The organism is Corynebacterium sp. LK2537 (assembly GCF_040946485.1).
In the GTDB taxonomy this organism is placed as follows: Bacteria; Actinomycetota; Actinomycetes; order Mycobacteriales; family Mycobacteriaceae; genus Corynebacterium.
Map to the genome: position 1 here is coordinate 364,806 of NZ_JAYWLQ010000001.1, position 23,754 is coordinate 388,559.

At 66.6% G+C, this 23,754-nt stretch carries 18 protein-coding genes; 3 read left to right on the top strand and 15 right to left on the bottom strand.

Annotation, left to right across the window (positions count from 1 at the left end):
* Window positions 1–169 precede the first annotated feature (169 nt).
* Window positions 170–1,174 (top strand): HNH endonuclease signature motif containing protein, encoded by a 1,005-nt coding sequence (locus VVS03_RS01760; protein ID WP_368533871.1) that lies wholly within the window; start codon window positions 170–172, stop codon window positions 1,172–1,174.
* 202 nt (window positions 1,175–1,376) lie between these two features.
* Here the strand turns inward: VVS03_RS01760 and rpsP are convergent, their stop codons facing one another.
* Window positions 1,377–1,901: a 30S ribosomal protein S16 gene (gene rpsP / locus VVS03_RS01765; protein WP_368519099.1), complete on the bottom strand. Its 525-nt coding sequence runs from the start codon at window positions 1,899–1,901 to the stop codon at window positions 1,377–1,379.
* A 295-nt stretch (window positions 1,902–2,196) separates the two neighbouring features.
* Between rpsP and VVS03_RS01770 the strand changes: the two genes are divergently transcribed.
* The gene (locus tag VVS03_RS01770; RefSeq protein WP_368533870.1) at window positions 2,197–4,368 is read left to right on the top strand and encodes an acyltransferase family protein; all 2,172 of its coding nucleotides are present in this window, start codon (window positions 2,197–2,199) and stop codon (window positions 4,366–4,368) included.
* Here the strand turns inward: VVS03_RS01770 and ffh are convergent, their stop codons facing one another.
* From ffh to smc, 11 genes are all read right to left on the bottom strand, one after another.
* The gene (gene ffh / locus VVS03_RS01775) at window positions 4,369–5,991 is read right to left on the bottom strand and encodes a signal recognition particle protein (protein ID WP_368533869.1); all 1,623 of its coding nucleotides are present in this window, start codon (window positions 5,989–5,991) and stop codon (window positions 4,369–4,371) included.
* A gap of 48 nt (window positions 5,992–6,039) precedes the next feature.
* A complete protein-coding gene (locus tag VVS03_RS01780; RefSeq protein ID WP_409338169.1) occupies window positions 6,040–8,142 on the bottom strand; it encodes a [protein-PII] uridylyltransferase in 2,103 nt (700 codons plus the stop codon).
* Window positions 8,130–8,468, bottom strand: coding sequence for a P-II family nitrogen regulator (locus tag VVS03_RS01785; RefSeq protein ID WP_368521680.1), 339 nt, complete (start codon window positions 8,466–8,468; stop codon window positions 8,130–8,132). Before VVS03_RS01785 ends, VVS03_RS01780 begins: the two co-directional genes overlap by 13 nt.
* A gap of 21 nt (window positions 8,469–8,489) precedes the next feature.
* The gene (locus VVS03_RS01790) at window positions 8,490–8,837 is read right to left on the bottom strand and encodes a Na+/H+ antiporter subunit G (protein WP_368519095.1); all 348 of its coding nucleotides are present in this window, start codon (window positions 8,835–8,837) and stop codon (window positions 8,490–8,492) included.
* Window positions 8,838–8,841: 4 nt separating this feature from the next.
* Window positions 8,842–9,132: a cation:proton antiporter gene (locus VVS03_RS01795; RefSeq protein WP_409338163.1), complete on the bottom strand. Its 291-nt coding sequence runs from the start codon at window positions 9,130–9,132 to the stop codon at window positions 8,842–8,844.
* Window positions 9,133–9,651, bottom strand: coding sequence for a monovalent cation/H+ antiporter subunit E (locus VVS03_RS01800; protein ID WP_368519094.1), 519 nt, complete (start codon window positions 9,649–9,651; stop codon window positions 9,133–9,135).
* The gene (locus VVS03_RS01805) at window positions 9,652–11,193 is read right to left on the bottom strand and encodes a monovalent cation/H+ antiporter subunit D family protein (protein WP_368533868.1); all 1,542 of its coding nucleotides are present in this window, start codon (window positions 11,191–11,193) and stop codon (window positions 9,652–9,654) included. It abuts the gene before it with no gap.
* Between the two features lie 6 nt (window positions 11,194–11,199).
* Entirely contained in the window at window positions 11,200–11,685 is a 486-nt protein-coding gene (locus VVS03_RS01810; protein WP_368519092.1) for a sodium:proton antiporter, read from the bottom strand.
* Window positions 11,686–14,631, bottom strand: a complete 2,946-nt coding sequence (locus VVS03_RS01815) for a DUF4040 family protein (RefSeq protein ID WP_368533867.1) — start codon at window positions 14,629–14,631, stop codon at window positions 11,686–11,688.
* Window positions 14,632–14,825: 194 nt separating this feature from the next.
* Window positions 14,826–16,664: a signal recognition particle-docking protein FtsY gene (gene ftsY, locus VVS03_RS01820; protein WP_368533866.1), complete on the bottom strand. Its 1,839-nt coding sequence runs from the start codon at window positions 16,662–16,664 to the stop codon at window positions 14,826–14,828.
* Between the two features lie 50 nt (window positions 16,665–16,714).
* Entirely contained in the window at window positions 16,715–20,221 is a 3,507-nt protein-coding gene (smc, locus tag VVS03_RS01825; RefSeq protein WP_368533865.1) for a chromosome segregation protein SMC, read from the bottom strand.
* A gap of 233 nt (window positions 20,222–20,454) precedes the next feature.
* Here smc and VVS03_RS01830 point away from each other — a divergent pair, with 233 nt between their 5' ends.
* A complete protein-coding gene (locus VVS03_RS01830; protein WP_368533864.1) occupies window positions 20,455–21,018 on the top strand; it encodes a TetR/AcrR family transcriptional regulator in 564 nt (187 codons plus the stop codon).
* 31 nt (window positions 21,019–21,049) lie between these two features.
* Here the strand turns inward: VVS03_RS01830 and VVS03_RS01835 are convergent, their stop codons facing one another.
* Genes VVS03_RS01835 through mutM form a run of 3 tightly spaced genes read right to left on the bottom strand, consistent with a single transcriptional unit; the run spans window position 21,050 to window position 23,742 of the window.
* Window positions 21,050–21,331 (bottom strand): acylphosphatase, encoded by a 282-nt coding sequence (locus VVS03_RS01835; protein WP_368519087.1) that lies wholly within the window; start codon window positions 21,329–21,331, stop codon window positions 21,050–21,052.
* A gap of 52 nt (window positions 21,332–21,383) precedes the next feature.
* Window positions 21,384–22,883: an alanine/glycine:cation symporter family protein gene (locus VVS03_RS01840; RefSeq protein ID WP_368533863.1), complete on the bottom strand. Its 1,500-nt coding sequence runs from the start codon at window positions 22,881–22,883 to the stop codon at window positions 21,384–21,386.
* A gap of 34 nt (window positions 22,884–22,917) precedes the next feature.
* On the bottom strand, window positions 22,918–23,742 hold the full coding sequence (gene mutM / locus VVS03_RS01845) for a bifunctional DNA-formamidopyrimidine glycosylase/DNA-(apurinic or apyrimidinic site) lyase (protein WP_368533862.1): 825 nt from the start codon (window positions 23,740–23,742) through the stop codon (window positions 22,918–22,920).
* Window positions 23,743–23,754 lie beyond the last annotated feature (12 nt).

The following is a 23,754-nucleotide window of genomic DNA, read 5'->3' on the forward strand; positions in this document are numbered from 1 at the left end:
TACCTGGTTACGTTGCTCTATTTTGCGGCCCTTAGGCAGGTGGCGCCGTAAAAACGGGCGTTTTCGGCTGTTTCGGGGTCCGTGCAGGATGGTTACTTTGGCCTGAGTTATCCACAGATCGGGTTTCCGGGCCTTGTAGGGGTTGACGTGTGCTTCTAGCGTGTGGGGCATGACGACGACAGCCATGGACACTTTGAAAGCAGCGCACGCAATCTTCGCGGACGGGATCCAGTATCTGGGCCTGTGCCGCGAGCTGAGCCTGCCTGCCCTGAAGGCTGTCATGTCGGATGTTGCCGCCGCAGCGCACCATCGCGCGTGCCAGACGTTCTTCGGGCACACGACGTATACGCGCAAGCAAGCCGCCGCGAGAAAGGCGGCCGCCGCCCAGGGACACCATCTAGATACTTTGCTGGTGTTGGACAACGCCTTCCGCCGGGTGCGCAACCAGGGCGAGGCCTGGGCAATGCTCATAGAACTGTGCAACACCCCCGGCACCACCAAGCAGCTGCGCCGGTTGGCCAACCAGAAAGTCCTGGAGCTTAACCGCCCGGCACCGCCGACCGAAGGCGTGCGCGTGACCCGCCGCAAAGACGGCCCCAGCACTTTTTCTGTTACCGGTGATCCGGAGTTGGTGGAAAACCTCTGGGCGTCGATTAAGACCATCCCCGACGTGGAAGCCTTGTTCAGCGGCGGGCTGAACAAGCAGCCGAAGGCCACGCACGTGGTCATCTCCCTGCCGGACTGGGTTCGTATCCTGTCCGGCGATGGGGACGAAATCACCCTGCAGCTGACCAACGGGACCACCATGACGGGTGCCGAGTACGTCCGCCAATGCCTGTGGGACGCGGGCCTGGCCACCCTGGTGGACCCTAGGCGGGGTCCGGTCAACCAATACCGCTACCAACGCCACGCCTCACCCAAACAAAAAGACATGGCGAAGGCGGAGACCACCACCTGTGCCTGGCCGAACTGTAGGAAACCGGCGGATGAGTGCCAGGTCCACCACATCCACCCGTGGGTCGATGGTGGTGAAACCAACCAAGAGAACCTCACCTTGTTGTGCGAGTTCCATAATTCCTGGAACGATGACGACCCCACCTACCCCAGACACGGCAGGGTCAACCGAAGAAACGGCAAGGTGACATGGGACCCGCCCTGGGGCGGCGGCACCTAACGGCTGACGGTTGACGGCTGGCACGGGGTCAGCCGAAGGAGCAGAGCCGCGAGACCAAGCTGCGAGGAGACATCACCGGGAGCACGCCCAGCCGAAACACGCGAAAAGGCGCCACGGACCACGTCCGTAGCGCCTACTCGGCGTGCCAAAACGAAAAATCCCGCCAACCTCGCGGGGTTGGCGGGATGAAAGCTACTGAGGATTACTCAGCGGACTCCTCGGAGGAAGCCTCGCCCTCGGCCTCAGACTCGGAGGCAGCCTCGGCGGCTTCGGCAGCCTCAGCGGCGGCCTTCTCTTCTGCTTCCTTCTCGGCAGCAGCCTTAGCCTCGGCCTCTTCCTTGGCCTTCTTCTTCTTTTCGGTGATGGCCTCGATGGTCGGGCCGTTGTTGGCCTCAGCCAGAGCAGCGTTGAACAGGTCCAGCTTGGACGGCTTCTCCTCGGCCACCTTCAGGGTGCCCTCGGCGCCCGGCAGGCCCTTGTGCTTCTGCCAGTCGCCGGTAACCTTCAGCAGTGCCAGAACCGGCTCGGTCGGCTGGGCGCCGACGGACAGCCAGTACTGAACGCGCTCGGAATCGATGTCGATCAGGGACGGCTCCTGCTTCGGCTGGTAGATACCGATGTTCTCGATAACCTTGCCGTTGCGGCGGGTGCGGGAATCCGCGATGACAACGCGGTAGTGAGCGGTGCGGATCTTGCCCAACCGCTGCAGCTTAATCTTGACAGCCATGTGAGGCTCCTTTACTTAAGTCACTGGGCAGTTCAGACACCCGCCGCTTGCCGGCGGGCCGGTTCAACCCTTGGGTTTTTAGCTGCGCGTGACTACCGGCCGACCGTAGACGGGAACGGGTTTACGCAGCAACCCTAGACACATTACTGGATAAACCCCCGAAAAACGAAATCCCAACGCGCCGTAGGGCACGTTGATGTGGACTCTAGGCTGGGACAGAGTAACCTACTAAGCGTCCGTGCCCGCAGACTCGGGCCAAAGTCGCACGTCAAAGAATGAAACGCGAATAGAGTTTATGTCACAGGATTCCCCACGCAGTTTTCAGTACCGGTACGACCTCGACGGTCTCCGCGGTATTGCCATCGGTCTGGTGGTTATCTACCACGTGTTCGTCGGTCGTGTCTCCGGCGGCGTGGACGTCTTCTTGCTGCTCTCCGGCTATTTCTTCCTCGGCTCCCAGTTGCGCTATGTGACAAAGCCGAACGCCACCTTTAACCCCTGGTGGCCCATCTGGCGTACCTTGCGCCGCCTCGTGCCGGCCCTCGCACTGGTCATTGCGGTGACCTACCTGCTGGTGTATTTCTGGACGCCGCAGCTGATGCGCATCGAGCTGACCCAGCAGATCACAGCCACGATGCTCTACTACCAGAACTGGGAGCTAGCCTCCCAGAACGCCGACTACGCGGCCGCCGCGGCGGACACCTCCCCGCTGCAGCACATGTGGTCGATGTCGGTGCAGGGCCAGTTTTACCTGCTGGGTATCGCTTTCGCCCTGATTCTGGGCGCCGTTATGCGCTGGCGGGGCCGGTCCAGCAAGGTCAACGCGGTGGCGGGCCCGATCCTCATCGTGGTCACCATCGCCTCCTTCGCCTACGCCAGCCGCTTCGGCTTCTTTGGCACCCCGGAAAACTACTACTCGACCTTCTCCCGCGCCTGGGAGCTGACCTTGGGCGCGGTGCTCGCCATCTACGGCCATCGCATCCGCATCCCGCAGCGCCTGTCCGACGTCGTCACCGGCTTGGGCCTGCTGCTGCTGATGTTCACCGGCGCGGCCATCGCGGATTCCACCGCCTACCCGGGCCCGCTGTCCCTGATTCCGCTGGGCGGCGCCGTCCTCATCATCATCGGCGGGGGCGGCCGCATCTCCCGCGCGATGGCGTCCAAGCCGGCCCGCTGGCTCGGCGATGTCGCCTATTCCCTCTACCTGTGGCACTGGCCGCTGCTCATCCTGTCCACCTCGGCGCTCGGCATGGATCGCCCGGCCTGGTGGCTGGGCGCCATCATCATCGCCCTGTCCCTCGTGCTTGCCGATGCCACCCACCGCTTCATCGAGGCCCCCTTGCGGCAGCATCGCAAGCGCCCGCTGGCCGACGACATGCCCGTCAACAAGGCCCTGGCGACCATGCGGGAAAAGGTCGGCGCCCTGCGCGCGGCCGGCGGCGTGGCGGCGACCGCCCTGGTCATCGCCCTGCTGTCCGTGCACCCGTGGTTCAAGTCGACCCTCGACAGCGAGGAGGCCGAGTACTTGGACCCGGCCCTCTACCCCGGCGTGATGGCCCTGATGGGCCAGGACGTGCCGGATAACCAGCCGGTCAAGCCCGACCCGGTGCGCGTGGGCAGCATGGTCCCGCCGGTGGCCTACCAGCACTGCTTCGTCCCAGACACCGAGCCCGGCGACTCCTTCTTCGAGATCGACAAGGACGGCAACCCGTGTATTTTCGGCGACCCGGATTCCGACGTCGAGGTCTACCTGGTGGGCGGCTCCCACGCGGAGCAATACGCCTCCGCCATCGACTCACTGGGCAAGGAGATGAACTTCAAAGTCGTGCCGCTGCTGCGCCAGGACTGCCCCATTGAGCTGGGCGACGAGCTCACCGTCACCCCGGACTGCGCCCAGTGGTCCGAGCTGGCCACCGAGCGCATCCTCGATGCCGACCCCGACCTGGTCATCTCGAATACCACGCGCCCGATGGGCGAGCACGGCACCGGCCCGGACGTCGTGCCGGCCGGCTACGAGCGCTTCTGGGAAGTCCTGGCCGACAACGAGATCCCGTTCCTGGGCCTGCGCGAGAACCCGTGGGGCTTTGACGAGAACTTCAACCCCATCGAGTTCGATGAGTGCTACGTGGCCAACGAAGACGCCATCGGCTGCGGTACGACCCGCGAGCAGAACTACCAGCCGGTCGACCCTTCGGCGGGCATCCTGGCGCAGTGGCCGAACATGATCGCGGTGGATACCTCCGACTGGTACTGCGACGAAGAAAAGTGCCCGGTCGTTATCGGCAACGTCATGGTCTACCGCGACATGCACCACATCTCCAACGCCTACGCGATGTCCATGAAGCCGCTGCTGGAGGACCTCATCGCGCCCTTCCTGGCGGGCGAGCCGCAGCAGCAAGAAGCTCCGGCCCCGCTCGTCCCAGAGGTCGAAGCGGAGCCGGAGCCGGCGGAGGAAATCTACTACTAGTTACTTCTTCTTGCCTTGGCCGAAGTCAAGGTTGTTGAGGTCGATGTTTTCCATGCCCTTGGGCATGCCCGGCATCCCGGACATACCCGGCATGCCACCGCCGCCCATCTGGTTCTGCATCTTCTGCAGCTCCTCCATGGAGGGCATACCGCCCGGCATGCCCGGCATCCCACCGGGCATCCCGGAGCGCTGGCGGCCGCCGCCCTTGCCCTTCTTGCGCTTGTCGTTTTTGCCCTTGCGGCCCTTGGGCTTCTTCTTCGTCGCGGAGCGCGAGCCGCCGCCCATGCCGAACTGGCCGGCCATCTTCGTCATCATCTTCTTGGCCTGCTCGAAGCGTTCGATGAGCTGGTTGATGTCGGAGACCTTCACGCCGGAGCCGTTGGCGATACGCTTGCGACGCGACGCGTTGAGGATCTTTGGATCCTCGCGCTCGGCCGGGGTCATGCCGCGGATGATGGCCTGGATGCGGTCGAGCTGCTTCTCGTCGACCATGTCGGCCATCTCGTTCATCTGCTTGCCGCCGGGCATCATCTTCAGCAGGTTGCCGATGGGCCCCATCTTGCGGATCATCAGCAGCTGATCCAAGAAGTCGTTCAGGGTCAGCTCGCCGCTGCCCATCTTGGCCGCGGCCTCCTCGGCCTTCTGCTGGTCGAGGGTGGACTCCGCCTGCTCGATGAGCGAGAGCATGTCGCCCATGCCCAGGATGCGGCTGGCCATGCGCTCTGGGTGGAAGACGTCGAAATCGGCGAGCTTCTCGCCCGTGGAGGCGTACAGGATGGGCTTGCCGGTGACCTCGCGGATGGACAGGGCGGCGCCACCGCGGGCGTCGCCGTCCAGCTTGGTCAGCACGACGCCGGTGAAGTCGACGCCGTCGCGGAAGGCCTCGGCGGTCTGGACGGCGTCCTGACCAATCATCGAGTCGATGACAAACAGGACCTCGTCCGGGTTGACGGCGTCGCGGATGTTGCGCGCCTGGGTCATCAGGGTCTCGTCGATGCCCAGTCGGCCGGCGGTATCGATAATCACCACGTCGTGCTGCGCGCGCTGCGCCTCCGCGATGCCGTCGCGCGCGACCTGCACCGGGTCCCCGTGGGAGGTGCCCATCTCGTGGTCGTGGGAGTCCAGGGACGTGCCCGGGTCCGGGGCGAAGGTCTTCACGCCGGCGCGCTCACCGACGATCTGCAGCTGCTGGACCGCGCCCGGGCGCTGGAGGTCACAGGCCACCAGCATGGGAGTGTGGCCGTCCTTTTCCAGGTGCTTGGCGAGCTTGCCGGCCAGGGTGGTCTTACCGGCACCCTGCAGGCCGGCGAGCATAATGACCGTCGGCGGGTTCTTCGCCAGGTTCAACCGGCGAGTCTCGCCGCCCAGGATCTCAACCAGCTCTTCGTTGACGATCTTGATGACCTGCTGGGCCGGGTTGAGTGCCTCGGAGACTTCCGCACCGGCCGCGCGCGCCTTGATTCGCTTGATGAACCCGCGGACTACCGTCAGGGAGACGTCCGCCTCCAGCAGCGCGAGGCGAATTTCGCGCGCGGTGGCGTTGATGTCTGCCTCGGTCAGCTTGCCTTTGCCACGCAGCCCTTTAAGGGCTGATTGCAAGCGATCGGACAATGACTCAAACACGTTTCTTGGCTCTCCATTATCTAGGGGTTATCTATTAACTCCCCCAGCTTAGTCGCTCGACAGGGCCGCGGTCACATTCGCGACCACCGCGGCCCGGCTCAGGCCCGAATAGGGATTGCCGCGCAGGCAGATGGTCACGATCATCGTCGCGCCCAACGCCGCGTGCTCCATCCATTCGATCTCGGGTAGCTGGGCAATCAGCGTGCCCAGCGCCGCCCGCCGCTCGACGGTGCGCACCTCCAGCAGGCCTTCCGCGTTGAACATCGCCGTCGTGTGCCCGCCGGCAACCTGGGGCAGGCGCGAGTGCACGCCGGACTTGTAAGCCTGCAAGAAGCGGTCGATATCGCTGGCGTCCTCCCAGGACTCCTGCACCGTGCGCGCGGAAAACTCCGCGGCCAGCGCCCCGCCCGTGTATTCCATGCGCGAGGTCACCACCGTCCACCCCAGGGCGGCCAGCAGGGCCAGGGCCTCGACGATGCCTGCCTGGTCCGCGTGCAACGACACCGTCAGCAGCTGGTTGTCGCTGTCCCGGGTGACCGTCAACTCGCTGGGAGCGGGCACCCGCGGGCGCACGTGCGGCTGCGGCACCAGGGCCTCGCGGGCGCGGCGGCTCAGCAGTCCGGCGGCGGACTCCAGGCGGGTGTTCCAGACGCCGGGGCCGGTGGACTCGGCATCGGCGCGCGTGAGCACCGCCAACAAGGAAACGGTGAGCTGATCGTAGTGGCAGGCGGCCAGGAGCGCGTCGCGGGCCGCGTCCGAGGTCGGGTCCATGGTGCGGGCCAGCCGCGACAAGGTGGTGTGCTCGGCGACCAGCGTCTGCGCCCGCGACCTATCGGCCAGGTTCAGCCGCAGGCGCGCAGCTATGCGCGTTACCATCTCCGCCCCGACCAGCGCGTGCGGGCGGTCATAACCCTTGCCGATGTCGTGGTAGAGCGCCGCCAGCAGCAAGATGTCCGGCCGCGCGACCGTCGTCCGGTCCTCGGCGCAGCGGGCCACCGTCGCCAGGCTGTGGTAGTCGATGCTGTGCGTATGGACCCGTTCGCGCGGCATCAGCCCCCGGATGTGCGACCACTCCGGCACGATCCTCTCCCACAGCCCGTGCGCGTCCATCTGGCGGATGACCCGCGGCGTGTTGGCCGGCGAGGACAACAAGGCGAAGAAGTCATCGGTGGCCGCGGCGGTGAAACGCTCCGGCAGGTCCGGCAGTTCGCGCAGCGTGTGCCAGACCCCCGCGGCGACCGGGCGCCCCGTGCGGGCCGCGGCCGCCCCGACCCGCAGGACCAGGGCCGGGTCTTCCAGGTTGGGGTGGCGCGACAGCGTGATATAGCCGCCGTTATCGATGACGTCGAGGTCCAGCGGCCGCCGCGGCGAGTGCGCTCCCCGCTTGCCCACCAGCCCCCGGGCCGTGGCGAGGCCGCGTTCCACCGCGCGGTCGACGCGCGTGGCGGTATCCACCAGGGTCGCGGACAGTTCGTAGCGGTCCGCATACCCCAGCTCCGCGGCTACCGATGCCGCGAACTCCGGATCCAGCACATCGCGGCGCCGGCGCGCATGCTCGTGCAGCAGGGTGCGCACGTCGAGCAGTAGGCGGGTCTCAGCGCTCAGGTCCGGCGCGTCGCAGAGGTTACCCAACGCGAGCGCACGCAAAAGCTGGATATCGCGCAGGCCGCCGCGCCCGTTCTTCACGTCGGGCTTGGTCATCGTCGCCACGGAGCCGGAGCGGTGCCAGCGGCGGATGGCTAGGTCGATAAAGGCGTCGAAGTTGCGCTGGAGCTGGCGCCGCCAGGAGGAATAGAGGCGGGCGCGGGCGGCATCGACAAGCATTTTGGAGCCGGAAACGTGGGTGAGTTCCAGCTGGGACAGGCCGGCGGCGGTGTCTTGGGCGGCGATCTCGCCGCACTCGCGCGGGGTGCGCACCGCAAAATCCAGGTGGTAGCCCGCGTCCCAGATGGGGTTCCAGATATCGGTGGCGTCCGGGATGGGCGCGTCATCCGGACACATCAGCATAAGATCCAGGTCGGAGCGCGGGGTCATCTCCCGGCGGGCGAAAGAACCCGTGGCGGCCAGCGCACAGCCCGGCGGGACGGGCAGGCTGCGCAGGAGCTCGACCGCGCGCTGATAGGCGTTGTCCCGCAGTTCTAGAGGGCGGATTCTCCCCGCTCCCCCGTGCGCACGCGGACGACCTCTTCGACCGGGCTGACCCAGATCTTTCCGTCGCCGATCTTGCCGGTGTAGGCGGCGTCGACGACGGCGTCGATGACCTCGGCGGCGGCATCGTCAGCCACGACCATCTCGAGCTTGACCTTCGGCACGAAGTCCGTGGCGTATTCCGCCCCGCGATAGACCTCGCTGTGGCCGCGCTGGCGGCCGAAACCCTGCACCTCGGTCACGGTCAGGCCGTGGACCTCCAGCTGGCCTAGGGCCTCGCGGATCTCCGGCAGGGTAAACGGCTTCACGATGGCGGTCACGAGTTTCATGGGTTCAAACCTTCCTGTGCTCTACTGCTGCTTCTGCTGCTGTTGGGTGCGGAGGGCGTGCTTGACGTCGGTGATGGTCACGCCGTAGATCGAGCGGCCCATGTAGTAGGAGCCGATGGCACCGATGATCCAGACGCCGAAGCAGGCGGCGAGCGCCTTGATGAGCGACATGAAGTCGAAGCCCTCCGTGGAAAAGTCCACCACCAGTTTAGCCACGAGCAGCAGCGGGATGGCCAGACAGATGGTCGGGCCGAGCAGGTTGACCCGCGTCAGCGCGTCCGGCGCGCGCCAGACCGCCACGGTGGTGGCCACAACCAGCACCGTGGCGACGACAACGAGTACGGACGCCACAATTTCGTAGATAGCCATGGGGTTAGCGCCTTCCCTTCGAGATGATGCGGGCCATCGACAGCGTCGGCAGCACGCCGCCGGCGATGGCGGCCAGCAGCGCGATGTCGTAGGCGATGGACGAGTAGACGATGGTCGAGCGGGCCAGGAAGATGGCGAGCATGCCGTAGAAGATGAGGTCGGCGACCACCGCGCGGGTGAGCTCGTCGCGCGTGCGCAGGGTCAGCACCAGCGCGGCGAAAACGCACAGGCCCATGATGAACACGCAGGCGGCAACCAACCAGTCGAAAGCGGTAAAAGCGGATACGTCAAACATTTACACGTCCTTGCCTTTCTGCTGGCGACGCCAGCTGCGGGTGGCCAGGGTCTCGTCTTCGGAGATGGGCTGGTCCTCCGTCTCCGCCAGCTCCGGCGCGCGCAGGTAGCGGCCCACGGACTCGAGCGGGTACTCGTAGAACGCCGGGTCGGCCTCGGTGGCGCTGCCCTGCCCGGGCACGCCGTAGTCGAGTTCCTTGACGTGCGGGGCCAGGCGCTCTTCCATCTCGGCGATGCCGGCCAGGACCTCCGCGGGGTCATCGCCGAGGACGGCCTGGACGATGACGATGCGCGGCAGGCCCTCCCGCGGGGGTTCGCGCAGGCCGAGCGACAGGGTGCCCGGCGTGGCGGTGATCGAGGAGGTCAGCCAGAACAGCTCCCAGCCGCTGGTTACGCGCAGCGGGTAGCGGACGATGACCGGGTGGTAGCCCGTGTCGGCCTTGAACGAGCAGGCCGCGAGCTGGAAACCGGAGACGAAGATCTCCTTAATGAACCAGAGGATATACGTTACGACGTGCATTTATGCTCCTCCCTCCAGAACGGACGGGTTAGGCAACGCGACGGCATCATCGCCCAGCACCGCGTGGATGTAGCTGCCGGTATCCAGCAGGTCGCCCGCGGCCGCCATGGTGAAGTCGATGACGGGGCCGGCCAGGATGAACATCGTCAGCGAGCCCAGGATGAGCGCCGCCGACGGCGCCATGAGCTTCTTGCGGATGACCAACTCGTCCGGGACCTCGTCCTGGGAGAGCTGGCGGCCCCAAAAGACCTTACGCCACACGCGCAGCATGGCCAGGAAGGCGGCGAAGGACGCCACCACGATGGCCGTGATCGCGGCCCACGCCCAGCCGTTGCCGTTGCGGGCGATCTCCACGACCAACATGACCTTGCCCCACATGCCGGAAAACGGCGGGAAGCCGACCACCGAGAAGGCACCGGCGGCAAAGATCCAGGCGATGATGGGGTCTCTGCGGGCCAGGCCGGAAAGCTTGGTGAGCCGGCCGGTGCCGTAGGTCTCCTCGATGGCGCCGGAGGCCAGAATGAGCGAGCCGACCGTGATCATGTGGTGGATGGTGTACAGGATGCCGGCGGCCAGCGCGCGCTGCCCATCGGCGGCGGTGAACGCCAGCATGATGAGGATGAACGGCATGCCGTTGAGCATCTGGTAGCCCAGCACGCGGCGGATGGTGGCCTCGGCCAGGCCGCCGAAGGAACCGACGGCCATCGACAGGATCATCACCACGACGATGAGGGCGCCCCAGCGCGCGTCCAAGTCAAAGAGGTGGACGTAGAGGCGGTAGAGCATGTAGACCGCCACCTTGGTGTGGAGGCTGGAGAACAAGCCCATGACCGCGGCGGAGGTGCCCGGGTAGGTGCGCGGCAACCAGGTGTGGACCGGGAAGATACCCGCCTTGGCCGAAATCGCGATGATGATCAGTCCGGCGGCCACCGTGGCGGGGCCGTTGCCGGCCGCCACGCCGTTGAGGGCGGCGATGTTGACGGAGCCGGTCACGGAGTACATGTAGCCCACGCCCACCACCAGCAGCGTGGAGGCGAACAGGTTCACCAGCACGAAGGCGCGGCCCGAGGCCAGGCGGGCCCAGGTGCCGGACATCGTGATGAGCCCGTAGGAGGGCAGCAACATAACCTCGATGAACACGAAGAAGTTGAACAGGTCGGCGGTGATCAGCGCGCCGGCCACGCCCGTCAGCAGGATGAGCGTCAGCGACGGGTAGTAGCGCGATTTGGTCTCCCCGCCGGCGATAGCGAACCAGTTCGCGCCGAAGGAGACGATCATCGCGGTGGTCAGCATGATCGCGGAGAAGGAATCCCCCACGAACGGGATGGCCACGTTGCCCGGGTACATGCCCACGTTGTGGGCCACCGGGCCGTTGTTAACTGTGTAGGCCAGCAGCCCCAGGCCGGCGAAGATACCGACGGCGGGCACCACCAGCATGATGGCGTCGCGGACCGGGCGCCAGGGCGCCAGCAGCGCGAAGGCCGCCGCGATGAGCGGTACCGCCGGAAACAGCGGCAGCATTTGGCTTACTAGGTTGTACATAGGTGCCTAGCCCTCCTTCGCGGTGCGGTCGGCGGCAGCTTGCTGAGTCTCGTAGACGTCCTCGTAGGCGTCGCGCGCGTGTTGGATACGGCGCACCGCCTCGTCGGAGCGCTGCCGGATGTCCTGGTTGTGCGCGTCGCGCCCCAGGGTCGAGAACGGGTGGTCGACGGTGTTGTCGTCGACGGGGTCGGCGGCATCGGTGTCGTCGTTGGGGCCCATGGCGGCCAGGGTGAGCAGGATGGTCGCGGTCGCCATGGAGATGACCACGGCGGTCAGGACGAAGGCCTGCGGCAGCGGGTCCGCCATCTGCTCCGGCGGGGTCTGCGACGGGAAGGCCTCCCCGCGGAAGGAGTAGACGCCGGTGGCCAGCAGCGTCAGGTTGGCGCCGTGGCCGAAGCACATCATGCCGAGCACGATCCGCACGAGGCCGCGCTGCTGGATGAGGTAGACGGCCCCACCGATCAAGATGGCGATGGTCAAAGCCAGAATCATTTACTTCTCCCCCTTCTTACGGGCGCCGCGCCGCGAGCGGGTAAGCACCGGCTTCGGCGATTGCGCCGGGTTGATTGGGTCGGGGTACGGGTCGTCGATGTCGTCCATCGTGGCCTGCGGGGTGTTGGTGAGCACGGAGTCGTCGTCGTGGACCCACGGCAGGTACTCGCGCTCGGTGCCCGGGCGCAGGTAGCCACCCAGGGCGTTGATGGCCATCGTGAGCATACCCAGCACGGCCAGGTAGATGCCCAGGTCGAAGATCAGCGAGGTGGTCCAGTGCTGGCCCAGGGCCTCGCCGTGGATGGCCACCAGGAAGCCGCTCGGATCGGCCAGGTAGCCGATGAAGCCGGCCAGCAGCGCAATGATGATGCCGATACCGGTCAGACGGATAGGCGCCATCTGGCCGAAGACGATCTCGTCGCGGCCGCGCGAGAGGTAGGTCAGGCCGATGGCCGCGCCCATGATCAGGGCGGCCGGGAAGCCGCCGCCGGAGGCATTGTGGCCGCGGAAGAAGACGATGACGGACATGATGACGAGGATCGGCACCACGATCTGCAGGGCCTTGCGCATCGGCACGGAGTTCAGCTGCGACTGCCCGAACGGGGCCGGGCGGGTACCCGGCGAGAACGGGAAGCGCGGCAGCGTGGAGGTCACCGCGGCAATAACCACGGCGGCCATGCCCAGCACGGACAGCTCGCCCAGCGTATCCAGGGCACGGAACTCGACGATGATGGTGGCCACGACGTTGTCGCCGCCGGTGATGTCCGGGGCGTTGTTCAGGTACCACTCGGCCAGGTCGGAGCGCTCGTGGCGGCCCATGAGCGTCCACACGCCGAGGAAGGCGGTGATACCAGCCAGCACGGCCACCACCACGGAGCCGTAGCGGCGGCGCGGGTTGCGCACGGGCTCGAACTTCTCCGGCAGGTAGCGCAGCACCATCATCATCACGATGACGGACAGGGCCTCCACCGTGAACTGGGTCAGGGCGACGTCCGGGGCACCCAGCAGGAACATCTGCAGGGTGACACCGACGCCGACCGCGCCGACCATGACCGCGCCGGTCAGGCGGTTCTGGGTGCGCACCAGGCCGAACATCGAGAGCACGATGATGCCCAGCGGCAGCAGGTCCCACGGGTTGTCCAGGCCGTCGACGCGCGGGGCCAGGGCTTCGCCGTCGATGCCCTCGCTGCCGAACAGCGTCGCCGCCGCCAGCAGGACCACCAGCAAAACGATGGGCAGCAGGTGGCGCGACGGGTTGTGGGTGGCGGCCAGGGAGGCAAAGACGCGGCCGATGCCCTCGCTGAGCTTGTGCACCCCGTGCAGGAGCTGGTTGCCGTTGGTCGGCAGCAGTTCCCGCGACTCCAGGGCGGACCACAGCGGGCGGCGCACGGCCAGGCCGGCGATGCCGAGCACCAGCACCACCACGGAAATAACCAGCGGCACGTTGATGCCGTGCCACAGCGCCAGGTGGCTGTGGTGTTCCATGCCGACGGCGGCGGCGATGTTGTCCAAGGGGGCATCGAAAAGCCCGAGGACGAAGACCAGCGGCACGGACATGAGTCCGGGCAGGGCGGCCGGCAGCCACAGGGATACCGGGGCCTCGTGGACGCCGGACATGTCCTTGTCGCCGTCGATGAAGGCGCCGAAGACGAGCTTCGCCGAGTAGGTAAACGTCAGCAGCGCGCCGATGCCGGCGGCAATCAGCAGGACCACTACCCCGGCATTGCCAATGGGCGCGTCCTGGAAGGCGGTGAGCATGCCCTCCTTGGACACGAAGCCCAGAAGCGGCGGGACCGCGGCCATGGAGGCCGCGCCGATGACCACGGAGACGAAGGTGAACGGCATCTTGTTCCACAGCTTGCCCAGGTCATTGATGTTGCGGGAGCCGGCCTCGTGGTCGATGACGCCGATGAGCATGAACAGCGAAGACTTAAACAGCGCGTGCGCCAGGGTGTGGACGACGGCGGCGGCGATGGCAAACGGGGTGCCCACGCCGATAGTCGCCACGATCCAGCCCAGGTGCGAGACCGTCGAATAAGCGGTCAGCTTCTTCAGGTCCGTCTTCTGGACGGCAAAGAGCGCGGACATAATGGCCGTGCCCATGCCGACGACGATCAGCAGCCAGTTCCAGACCGCGACGTCGTGGAAGATCGTCGAGAAACGGATCAGCAGGTAGATGCCCGCCTTGACCACGGCGGCGGCGTGCAGAAACGCGGAGACCGGCGTGGCGGCCGCCATGGCCTCGGGCAGCCAGAAGTGGAACGGGAACTGCGCGGCCTTGGTGAAGGCGGAGACAGCGATGAGCACCGCGACCCCGACAGTCAGCGCCTGGTTCTCGGCCCAGACAGGGGAGGTCAGGATGGCGTGCAGGTTGGTCGATCCCACGGCGGTGGCGGCGATGGCCACGGCCGTCAGCAGCGTCAGGCCGCCGATGAAGGTCAGCACGAGGGTGCGCTGCGAGCCCGGTTCACCGGTGGCGCCGGAGCGCGCAATCAGCATGAACGAGGCCAGCGAGACCAGCTCCCAGGCCATAAACAGGACGATCACGTCGTCGGCCAGCACGAGCAGGAGCACCGACATGGTAAAAGCAGTCATCAGCGTGTAGAAGCTGACGTTGCCTTGGTGCTTGGGAAGGTACGCGGCGGAATAGACGAAGACGACAGCCCCGATCACAAGCGCCAGCAGCGCGAAGAACGCGCCGAGGGCATCCGCGCGCAACGAGACCCCAGCGTCCACCCCGGGCGCGAGGAAGTCCGCGACCCAGGTCAGCTGGTACTCGATGCCATTCCCGCTGGAAATCGCGGGAATTTCTCGGAGGATCAGTCCCGCCGCCACGACGAAGATGGCCGCCAGCGGCCATCCTGCTTTTCGATCAAGTACCTTGACCGCGACGGGCGAGCACACCACTGCCAGCGCCGCGAGAAGGACAACATATAAAAGCGTCACAGGTTTAAAGCCTTAACACGATGGACGGTAATGGACATGTATGGAGTTTGCTGAAAATAGCATCAATACAGCCTCCCCAGATTAGCACTGTGGTTAATCCGGATCACGTCACTGCCCGAGCTAATCACCGATCACTTTGGCCCCCAGCTGTCGGTTGCAGCCGGGGGCCGAAGGTGAATAGAAAGGCGGGTCGCTTAGCTGCCCAATAGAGCGTCGACGAAGCTTTCGACCTCGAAGGGCGCCAGGTCGTCCGAGCCCTCGCCCAGCCCGACGAGCTTGACGGGCACGCCGAGTTCTTCCTGCACCTGGAAGACGATGCCGCCCTTGGCGGTACCATCCAGCTTGGTCAGCACCACGCCGGTGATGTCCACGACCTCGCGGAAGATGCGCGCCTGGACCAGGCCGTTCTGGCCGACGGTGGCGTCGATGACCAGCAGGACCTCGTCGACCTGCGACTTCTTTTCCACCACGCGCTTGACCTTGCCCAGCTGGTCCATCAGGTCGGTGGAGGTGTGCAGGCGGCCGGCGGTGTCGACCAGGACGACGTCGACTTGGTTTTCGACGCCGGCGGCGACGGCATCGAAAGCCACCGATGCCGGGTCCGCGCCCTCCTTGCCACGCACGGTCTCCGCGCCCACGCGCTTGCCCCAGGTTTCGAGCTGGTCCGCGGCCGCGGCACGGAAGGTATCCGCGGCGCCCAGCAGGACCTTCTTGCCCAGGGAGACCAGCACGCGCGCCAGCTTGCCGGTAGTGGTGGTCTTGCCGGTGCCGTTGACGCCGACGACCATGACGACGGCCGGCTTGCCGTCGTGCGGCATGGCCTTAATGGAGCGGTCCATCTCCACGTGGCCGGCCTCGATGAGCGCCTCGCGCAGCATGGCGCGGGCCTCGTCCTCGCTGCTGACGCCGCGCTCGGCGATCTTCTCGCGCAGCGATTCCGTCACCTTCAGCGTCGACTTCGTGCCCAGATCCGCCATGATCAGGGTGTCTTCGATTTCCTCCCAGGCGTCGTCGTCCAGGTCGCCGGCGGACAGAATGCCCATCAGCCCCTGGCCGATGGCGTTCTGGGAGCGCGACAGGCGCCCGCGCATCCGACCCAGGCGGCCGACGGCCGGAGCGATCTCCTCGCGCGGTTCCGCCGCTGCGGGCTCAGCCTCCGGCTCCGGCTGCGGCTGCTCAACTTCTTCTGCGGCCGGTGCCGGCGTAGGCACCGGGGTCTCCTCGAGGTCGCGCTCCGCGGAGCTGGTCTGCGCGTCGGCGGCAGCGGCGGCTTCCTCGGCCTCCGCGGTGGAGGTCTCATCCTGGGCGGACTGGTCCGCGGCTTCCGGCTGGGCCGGCTCAGCCGGCTCAGCCTGCTCAGCGGGTTCGACCGGCTCGACCGGCTCGACCGGCTCGGCCGAGACGGCATCCGCGGTCTGCGTGGCCGGGGCGGTCTTCTCCCCTGCCTCGGTCGGCTCGGCCTTCGGAGCCTTCTCAGCCTTCTCGGCCTTCGGAGCCTGCGGCGCCTTGTCAGTCGGAACGGCGGCCTCGGCGCGGTCGGCCTCGGAGGCGAGCGGGGCATCGGCGAGCTCGTCAGACTTCGCGCGGGCTACGGCCGCGGCGGCGATGTCCTCGACGCTCTCGGTCCGCTCGGTATCCTCGTTGGCAGCCTTCTCACTGCCAACCTTCTCGCTGTCGGCCTGCGCGGGCTCTGCCGGGGTGGCCGGAGCCGGCTGCTCGGCCTTGGCCGGCTCGTCGTGGGCAGAAGCGAAGACGCCGGCCATGCCCGCGGCGTTTGCGTTGCCGGCGGCGTTCGGGTTGCCGGCCGGCTGCTTTTCTGGCTCGCTGCCGGCGGCGAAATTAAAGCCGGACTTGGCCTGGTAGTTTCCGGATTTTTCCTGCTGGGTCAGTTCCTTCGGCTCGGCGTCTTCCTGGTTGAAGGACACCTTCTTGCTCTCGCCGCGGCGCTTGCCTACTAAGACCACCGCCACTAGGGCGATGACGATAAGGACGACGACGGCAATGCCAATCCATAGCGCTAAGTTAGATTCCATGCCTTCCATAGTGCCAGCAAACGGCCGCGCTAGTGAGGTGGGCCCGGGGTTTAACCCCGGGAGGAGGCATCGACGCCGAGGCGGGCGGCATCGTCAGCAGCCTGCTCGGTGCCCGGAGCCGTGCCGGCGGGATTCATGCGCTGCGAGATGACGCGGGTAATCCCGTCGCCGCGCATGGTCACGCCGTAGAGCACGTTGGCCACGTCCATCGTCGGCTTCTGGTGGGTAATCACGATGAGCTGCGAGTCGTTGCGCAACTCCTCGAACAGCGCGATGAGCCGGCGCAGGTTGACGTCGTCGAGGGCGGCCTCAACCTCATCCATGACGTAGAAGGGCGAGGGGCGGGCGCGGAAGATGGCGACCAGCATCGCCAGGGCGGTCAGGGACTTCTCCCCACCGGAAAGCAAGGACAGGCGCTTGACCTTCTTGCCCGGCGGGCGGGCCTCGACCTCGATGCCGGTGGTCAGCATGGAATCCGGCTCCGTGAGCACCAGGCGCCCCTCCCCGCCCGGGAAGAGCGTGGAAAAGACCTTCGGGAATTCCGCCTCCACGTCGCGCCAGGCGTCGGTGAACAGCTGCAGGATGCGCGCGTCGACGTCCTCGATGACCCCTTCCAGGTCGCGGCGGGCCTGGATGACGTCGTCGAGCTGCGTGGACAGGTAGCGGTAGCGCTCCTCCAGCGCGCGGTACTCCTCCAGCGCCAGCGGGTTGACCTTGCCCAGCGAGTTCAAGTCCTTCTCCGCCTGCTTGAGGCGTTTCTTCTCCGCGGCCTGATCGAACTCGGGGCCCGGGGTGTAGTCGCGCAGCAGATCAGCAATCGAGATGCCGAGCTGCTCGGTGACCTTCTCCTCGGCCTCGTCGACGCGGACCTGCGCCTGGGTCTGGGCGACCTCCGCGTCGTGGGCCTGCTGGGTGAACCTTTCGGCCTGCTGCCTGGCGGAGGAGACGGCCTGCTTGGCCGAGGCCAGCCGGGCGTTGAGCGCGTTGCGCTGGTTGACCAGCTCGTCGCGGCGCTCGGTGGCACGGTCGAGGGCATCGGCGGCGCGGGCCGCGAGGTCTTCGGCGTGGCGTTGCACGGCGGCGGCCAGGCGGGCCTGGGCGCGGCGGCGGGCCTGGGCGTTGTCGTGGCGCTGCTTGGCCAGGCGCTCGTTTTCGGCCTGCCGGCGCAGGTTATCCGCCTTGCCGGCGACCTGGGAGACCTTCTCCTGGGCCGAACGGGCCGCGTATTGGGCCTCCACCTGGCGGTTTTTGGCCTGCTCCAGGGCGGCCGATGCCGCATCGCGCGCCGCGGAGTCCGGCTCCTCGGTGGCCTCGTCGTCATCGACGCGGCTGAGCCGGTCGCGGGTCTGCTCCAGTTCCTCCCGGGCCTTATCGAGCTGGACATCCAGCTCGGTGGCGCGGGCGGCGGCCTTTTCGTGTTCCTTCGTATTGGCCTCAACCTGCTGGAGGAGGCGCTGGTGGTCGCGCTGCCAGGCCGCTATCTGGGCGTCGTGTTCCTGCAGGGCCGCGGTCGCCGAGGCCGCCGCGACGCGTGCTTCCTCGGCCGCTTGCTTGGCGCCTTCCAGGGTGCCGGACAGTTCCTCGGCGGCGGTCTGGGCGGCCTCCAGGCGCTGGCGCGCCTGGGCGATCTGGGCGCTGACCTCCACGGTCGAAGAGGCGCCCGTGCCGGCCTGCAGCCAGCCCTCGCCGCAGAGCACGCCGTCCGGGGTCACGGCCCGCAGACGCGGATCGGCGGCGACGAGCTCCCGGGCGGCATCCACCGTGGGGGCGAGCACGACGTCGGCCAGCAGGCGGTTCAGGCCGGCGCTGACGGCGGGGTCTACCTCGACCTCGTCGAGCAGCCAGCTGGTCCCGGCGGGCAGCTCGGCCTGCAGGCGCCAACCGGAACTGGCCGGGGCCTCGGTATCGACCACGGCGGTGCGGGCGGCGCCGCTGAGCTGTTCAAGCAGGTCGCCATCGACCTGCCCGGCCTGGGCCTCGGCAAAGGCGCCCAGCGCCGCGGCCAGGGCGGAGTCGTATTTAGTGGTGACGTGATCGGCCAGCGGCGAGAAGTCCGCGCCGAGCTCGATGGCCGGCGGGGCGGTCTGCGCGAGGGTATCGATCTGCGCTCGCAGCGTGTAGACCTCGCGGTCGCGGTCGCGCTGATCGTCGCGCAGCTGCTCGAGGCGCTTGTCGGCGGCGTCGGACTCGCTGGCGGCGCGCACGTGCGCCTCGTCCAAGGGATCGCGCTCGGCCTGCAGGGCGGTGAGTTTGTCGCCGACGTCGTCGGCCTCGCGGCGGGCCTGGCTCACGCGTTCCCGGGTGGACTCGCAGGTGGCCTCCTGGCGGGCGAGCTCGGCTTCGGCCTGTTCCACGCGGCTGGTCTGGGATTCTTCCTGCGCAACTAGGCGCACCACGCCTTCGCGGCGGTCCGCCAGGGCGCGGACCTGGGCGCGGTGCTCCTTTTCCTCCGCGGCGTATTCCTCCTGGCGGGCGGCGACTTCCTCCTTGGCCTCTTCGAAGGCCTCGGCGGCGGCCTCGGCGCTAGCCAGCAGCATCTCGTAGTCTTCGTCCGCCTGGCGGGCGCGCGCCTCCAGCTCTTCGGGTTCTTGGCCCTGGTAGGCGGTCGCCTCGCCGGAGGTGCGGGCGCGTTCGGCAGCAATGCGCAGGGTTGCGGCGATGCGCTCGCTCAGGTTGGACAGGTCGAACCAGAGTTGCTGGGCCGCCTCCGCTGCGGGGGCAACCTCTTCCAGCTCGGTCTCGAGGTCGAGCTGGGCGCCGGTGGTCTCCTCCAGCACGGCCTGGGATGTGGCCAGGGACTCGGCTGTGCGCTGGGTGGCCGCGCGGGCATCGTCGAGCTGGCCGCGCAAGGAAACGATCCGGGCGCCGGCCAGCCCCAGGCGAGCGTCGCGCAGGTCCGCCTGGACGGTGGCTGCGCGCTGGGCGGCCTCGGCCTGGCGGGCAAGCGGCTTGAGCTGTTTGCCCAGCTCCTCGGTCAGGTCGGTCAGCCGGTCGAGGTTGGCCTGCATGCCGTTGAGCTTGCGCTGGGCCTTCTCGCGTCGGCGGCGGTGTTTGAGGACGCCGGCCGCTTCCTCAATATAGGAGCGGCGCTCCTCCGGCCGGGACTCGAGGATTTCCGCGAGCTTGCCCTGTCCGACGATGATGTGCATTTCGCGGCCAATGCCGGAGTCTGAGAGCAGCTCCTGGATATCCATGAGGCGCGCCTTGGAGCCATTAATTTCATACTCGCTGGCGCCGTCGCGGAACATGCGGCGGGTCACGGAGACCTCGCGGTAGTCGATGGGCAGCGCCCCGTCGGAGTTGTCGATGGTCAGGGTGACCTCGGCGCGGCCGAGCGGCTTCTTGTCCCCGGCGCCGGCGAAGATGACGTCCTGCATCTTGCTGCCGCGCAGCGTCTTGGCGCTGCCTTCCCCCATTACCCACGCGAGGGCGTCTACCACGTTGGATTTGCCCGATCCGTTCGGGCCCACCACGGCGCAGATCCCCGGCTCGAATTTGAGCGTCGTCGCCGAGGCAAAGGACTTAAACCCTTTGAGCGTGAGTGATTTCAGGTGCATTGGATAAAGTCTAACAACTTAGCTTCGCTAGGCTTCACACCAATGGCCGCTAAGCGCCGCGAAGAACAAAGGTCAAATATAAATTTGGCCAACATCAAACGGTGTTAACATATGAGTAAAATTTTGCTGAACAAAGTTAAGATTCCTCATTAACATGCTCTAGGATTAGAACTTTAACATCAGTTCAACTTCCCCGGTTGAACCCTACCCCAGAAAGCTGAGTTGAAAACAAGGTGACCACTCCTCAGGCCCGGGTCTTGCGTGCTCACAACGAGCGCAGCAAGCAAGAAACCCGTCGGGCAGTTTTCCAGGCCGTCAAAGTCCTCGCCAAGGACAATCTGTTTGCCGATATCACGGCCTCCGAGATAATCCGGACCGCGAAGATTTCGCGCTCCTCGTTTTACCGGCACTTCCCCACCAAAGACTCAGTAGTGGAGCAGTTCATCCACCGCGTCTTCGACGAGATTGGCACCACCCCCTCGGCCCGCGATTCCCTGCGCAGCTACTGGGCCGCGGTCTTGGACAAGACCTGGCAGTACCGCGAGGAGCTGACCCTGGCCATCTCCGCCGGCGCTCACTACCGCATCCTCGAAGAGCTCAACAAGAACCTCGACGAATTCGAGGACACCATCGCCGGGGTGACCTGGAACGGGCTCCTGTTCAACATCATCATGTGCTGGGCGGAGACGAATTTCGCCATGGACAAAGAGGAGCTGCTGGAGCGTGCCGTGGAGGTCACCCATTCCCTCCCCGAGCCGCCGAACCTCGTGTCCACGACGATCCGGCCGCCGCGCTAGCCGCGGCCATCCACCGGCGCCCGGTTATTTCTTAACGCTCGATAAAGCCTTCCTCGCCCCGCGGGTCGGAATACTGTTCCACGACAGTATCCACCCGGCCGGGGCGAGACGTCGTTGACGGCTCTTCCCGCAGCAGCTCGAGCAGCCGCGCGCAGTCGGCGGCCGGCCCCTCCGCGACGACTTGGACGCGCCCGTCCCGCAGGTTCGTCGCGTGCCCCGACAGCCCGAGCTCCAGCGCCCGCGAACGGGTCCACCACCGAAACCCCACCCCTTGGACGTGGCCGTGGACGAAGGCGGTCATGCGCTTGGTCATTCGTGCTGTCACCTTTCTGGTGCTAGAGGGCTAACTGAATCCTTGCCGCGGGCTAGGACTTGTCCGGGGCGGCATCGTCGCGCAGGATCTGGCGATCCTCCACGCTGCGGCGGGTAACCGGGTCGCTGCCGTCCCAGCATTCGACGTTTTTAACCTCGGGCAGCATGTCCCGGTGGAAGACCGGGTCCACGCCCTTGCGGCGCTGCTCGTTGTAGTTCTTGAGCAGCTTGATGGCCACGCCGCTCAGCGGGACGATGGCGATGATGTTGAGCACGACCATGGTACCGGCGCCGGTATCGGCCAGCGAGAAGACCAGCGGGAGCGTGCCCACCGCGCCGAACCAGACGAAGAAGAGGACCACCAGGCGGAAGACCACCAACACGACCTTGGAGCGCGACAGGTACTCGACGTTGGCCTCGGCCAAGTAGTAGTTACCCAGGATGGAAGAGAACGCCAGGAAGAACAGGATGAAGGTCACAAAGTGGATGCCCCAGTCGCCCACCTCGGACGACAGCGCGGTCTGCGTCAGGGACACGCCCTCGGCTTCCTCGCCGTAATTGACCTCGGAGCCCAGCAGGATGATAAACGCGGTGATGGTACACACGACCAGGGTGTCGAAGTAGACGCCCAGGGTCTGGACCAGGCCCTGCTTGACCGGGTGGGAAACCGTCGCGGTCGCCGCCGCGTTCGGGGCCGAACCCTCGCCCGCCTCGTTGGAGAACAGGCCACGCTGGATGCCCTGCATCATCGCGGTACCCAGGGCCGCGCCGGCAATCTCCTTGAAGCCGAACGCGTGCCCGATGATGGCCTCGAACATGGCCGGGACGGCATCGAGGTTGGTGACCACGACGAACAGGCCCACGATGAGGTAGGCGCCGGCCATGAACGGCACGATGAGCTGGGTCATGTTGGCGATGCGCTGGACGCCGCCGAAGATGATAAGCCCGGAAATCGCCGCGATGATAACGCCCACGATGGCCTTGAAGGCGAAGCTGTCGTTGCCCATCGAGGTCGACAGGGAATCCGCGATGGCGTTGGTCTGGAAAGCGTTGTAGACAAAGCCGAAGGTAAAGGCGATGGCGACGGAGAAGATAACGCCCAGCGGGCCCCAGCCGAGGCCGCGCTTCATGTAGTAGGCCGGGCCGCCGCGGTAGGCGTCGCCGTCACGGACCTTCCACAGCTGCGCCAGCGTGGACTCGATGAAGGCCGTCGCGCCGCCCAGGATGGCGATAATCCACATCCAGAACACCGAGCCAGGACCGCCCAGGGAGATAGCCACGGCCACGCCGGCGATATTGCCGGTGCCCACGCGGGAAGCGGCCGAGATGGTAAAGGCCTTGAAAGCGGAGATGCCGCCGTAGTCCTCGTCCTCATCGCGCCCGGTGCCGTTGGGCCGCTCGACGACGGCCTTGAACATGTCGGGCACCATGCGGATCTGGACCAGAACCGTGCGAATGCCGAAGAAGATGCCCGCGCCGATCAGCAGCCACGGCACCACCCAGGTCCACAGAAAATCGTTGCCTGCGCCAACGATGTTTTCGAGAAAAGTCATGTAAATAACATAGCCTAGATCACGCTATGGGAGATCACTCGAAGGCCTGACACTGAGGGCAATAGTGCGTCGAGCGCCCACCCAGCACCCGCCGTTGCAGCAGGTTGCCGCACCGGCGGCAAGGCAGCCCCGCCCGCCCGTAGGCGTTCAAATCCCGGGCAAAATACCCGGACTCACCGTTGACGTTGACGTAGAGCGAGTCGAAACTCGTCCCGCCGGCGGCCAGCGCGGTGCGCATGACCGTCGCGGCAGCCTCGATGACCTCGCGGGCCCGGTACTGGCGCAGCGCACTCGCCCGCTTTCGGGGGTCGAGGCCGGCCAGCCACAGGGCCTCGTCGGCGTAGATATTGCCGATACCCGAGACCACCGTCTGATCCAGCAGGACGGTCTTTATCGGCACCTTCTTCGCGGTGATCCGGCGCGCGGCCGCCGCGATATCAAAGGCCGGATCGAGCGGGTCCCGGGCGATGTGCGCGATCGTCTCCAGGGGACCGTAGTGCCAGCGGCCGAAGGTGCGCTGATCGATGAAGTCTAGTTCCACCCCGCCGCTAAGCTGCGTGCGGATGCGCACGTGGGCGGAATCATTGTGTCCCACGCGCAGTTGCCCCGACATGCCCAGGTGGATAAAGACCACGTTGCGGGCGGGGTCGTCGGCGGGCTCGCCGGCTAGCTCCAACCACATGTATTTGCCGCGACGAGCCACCGCGCGCACGCGGGCGCCGACGAGCAGGTCGCCTAAGGGCACGTCCTGGCCGCGTGTGGCGCGCGGGTGCAGGACCTCGACGGCCTCGAAGGTGCGCCCGACCACGTAGGGCTCCAGCCCCCGGCGGACCACCTCAACTTCTGGTAATTCCGGCACGGTGTTGTTGGG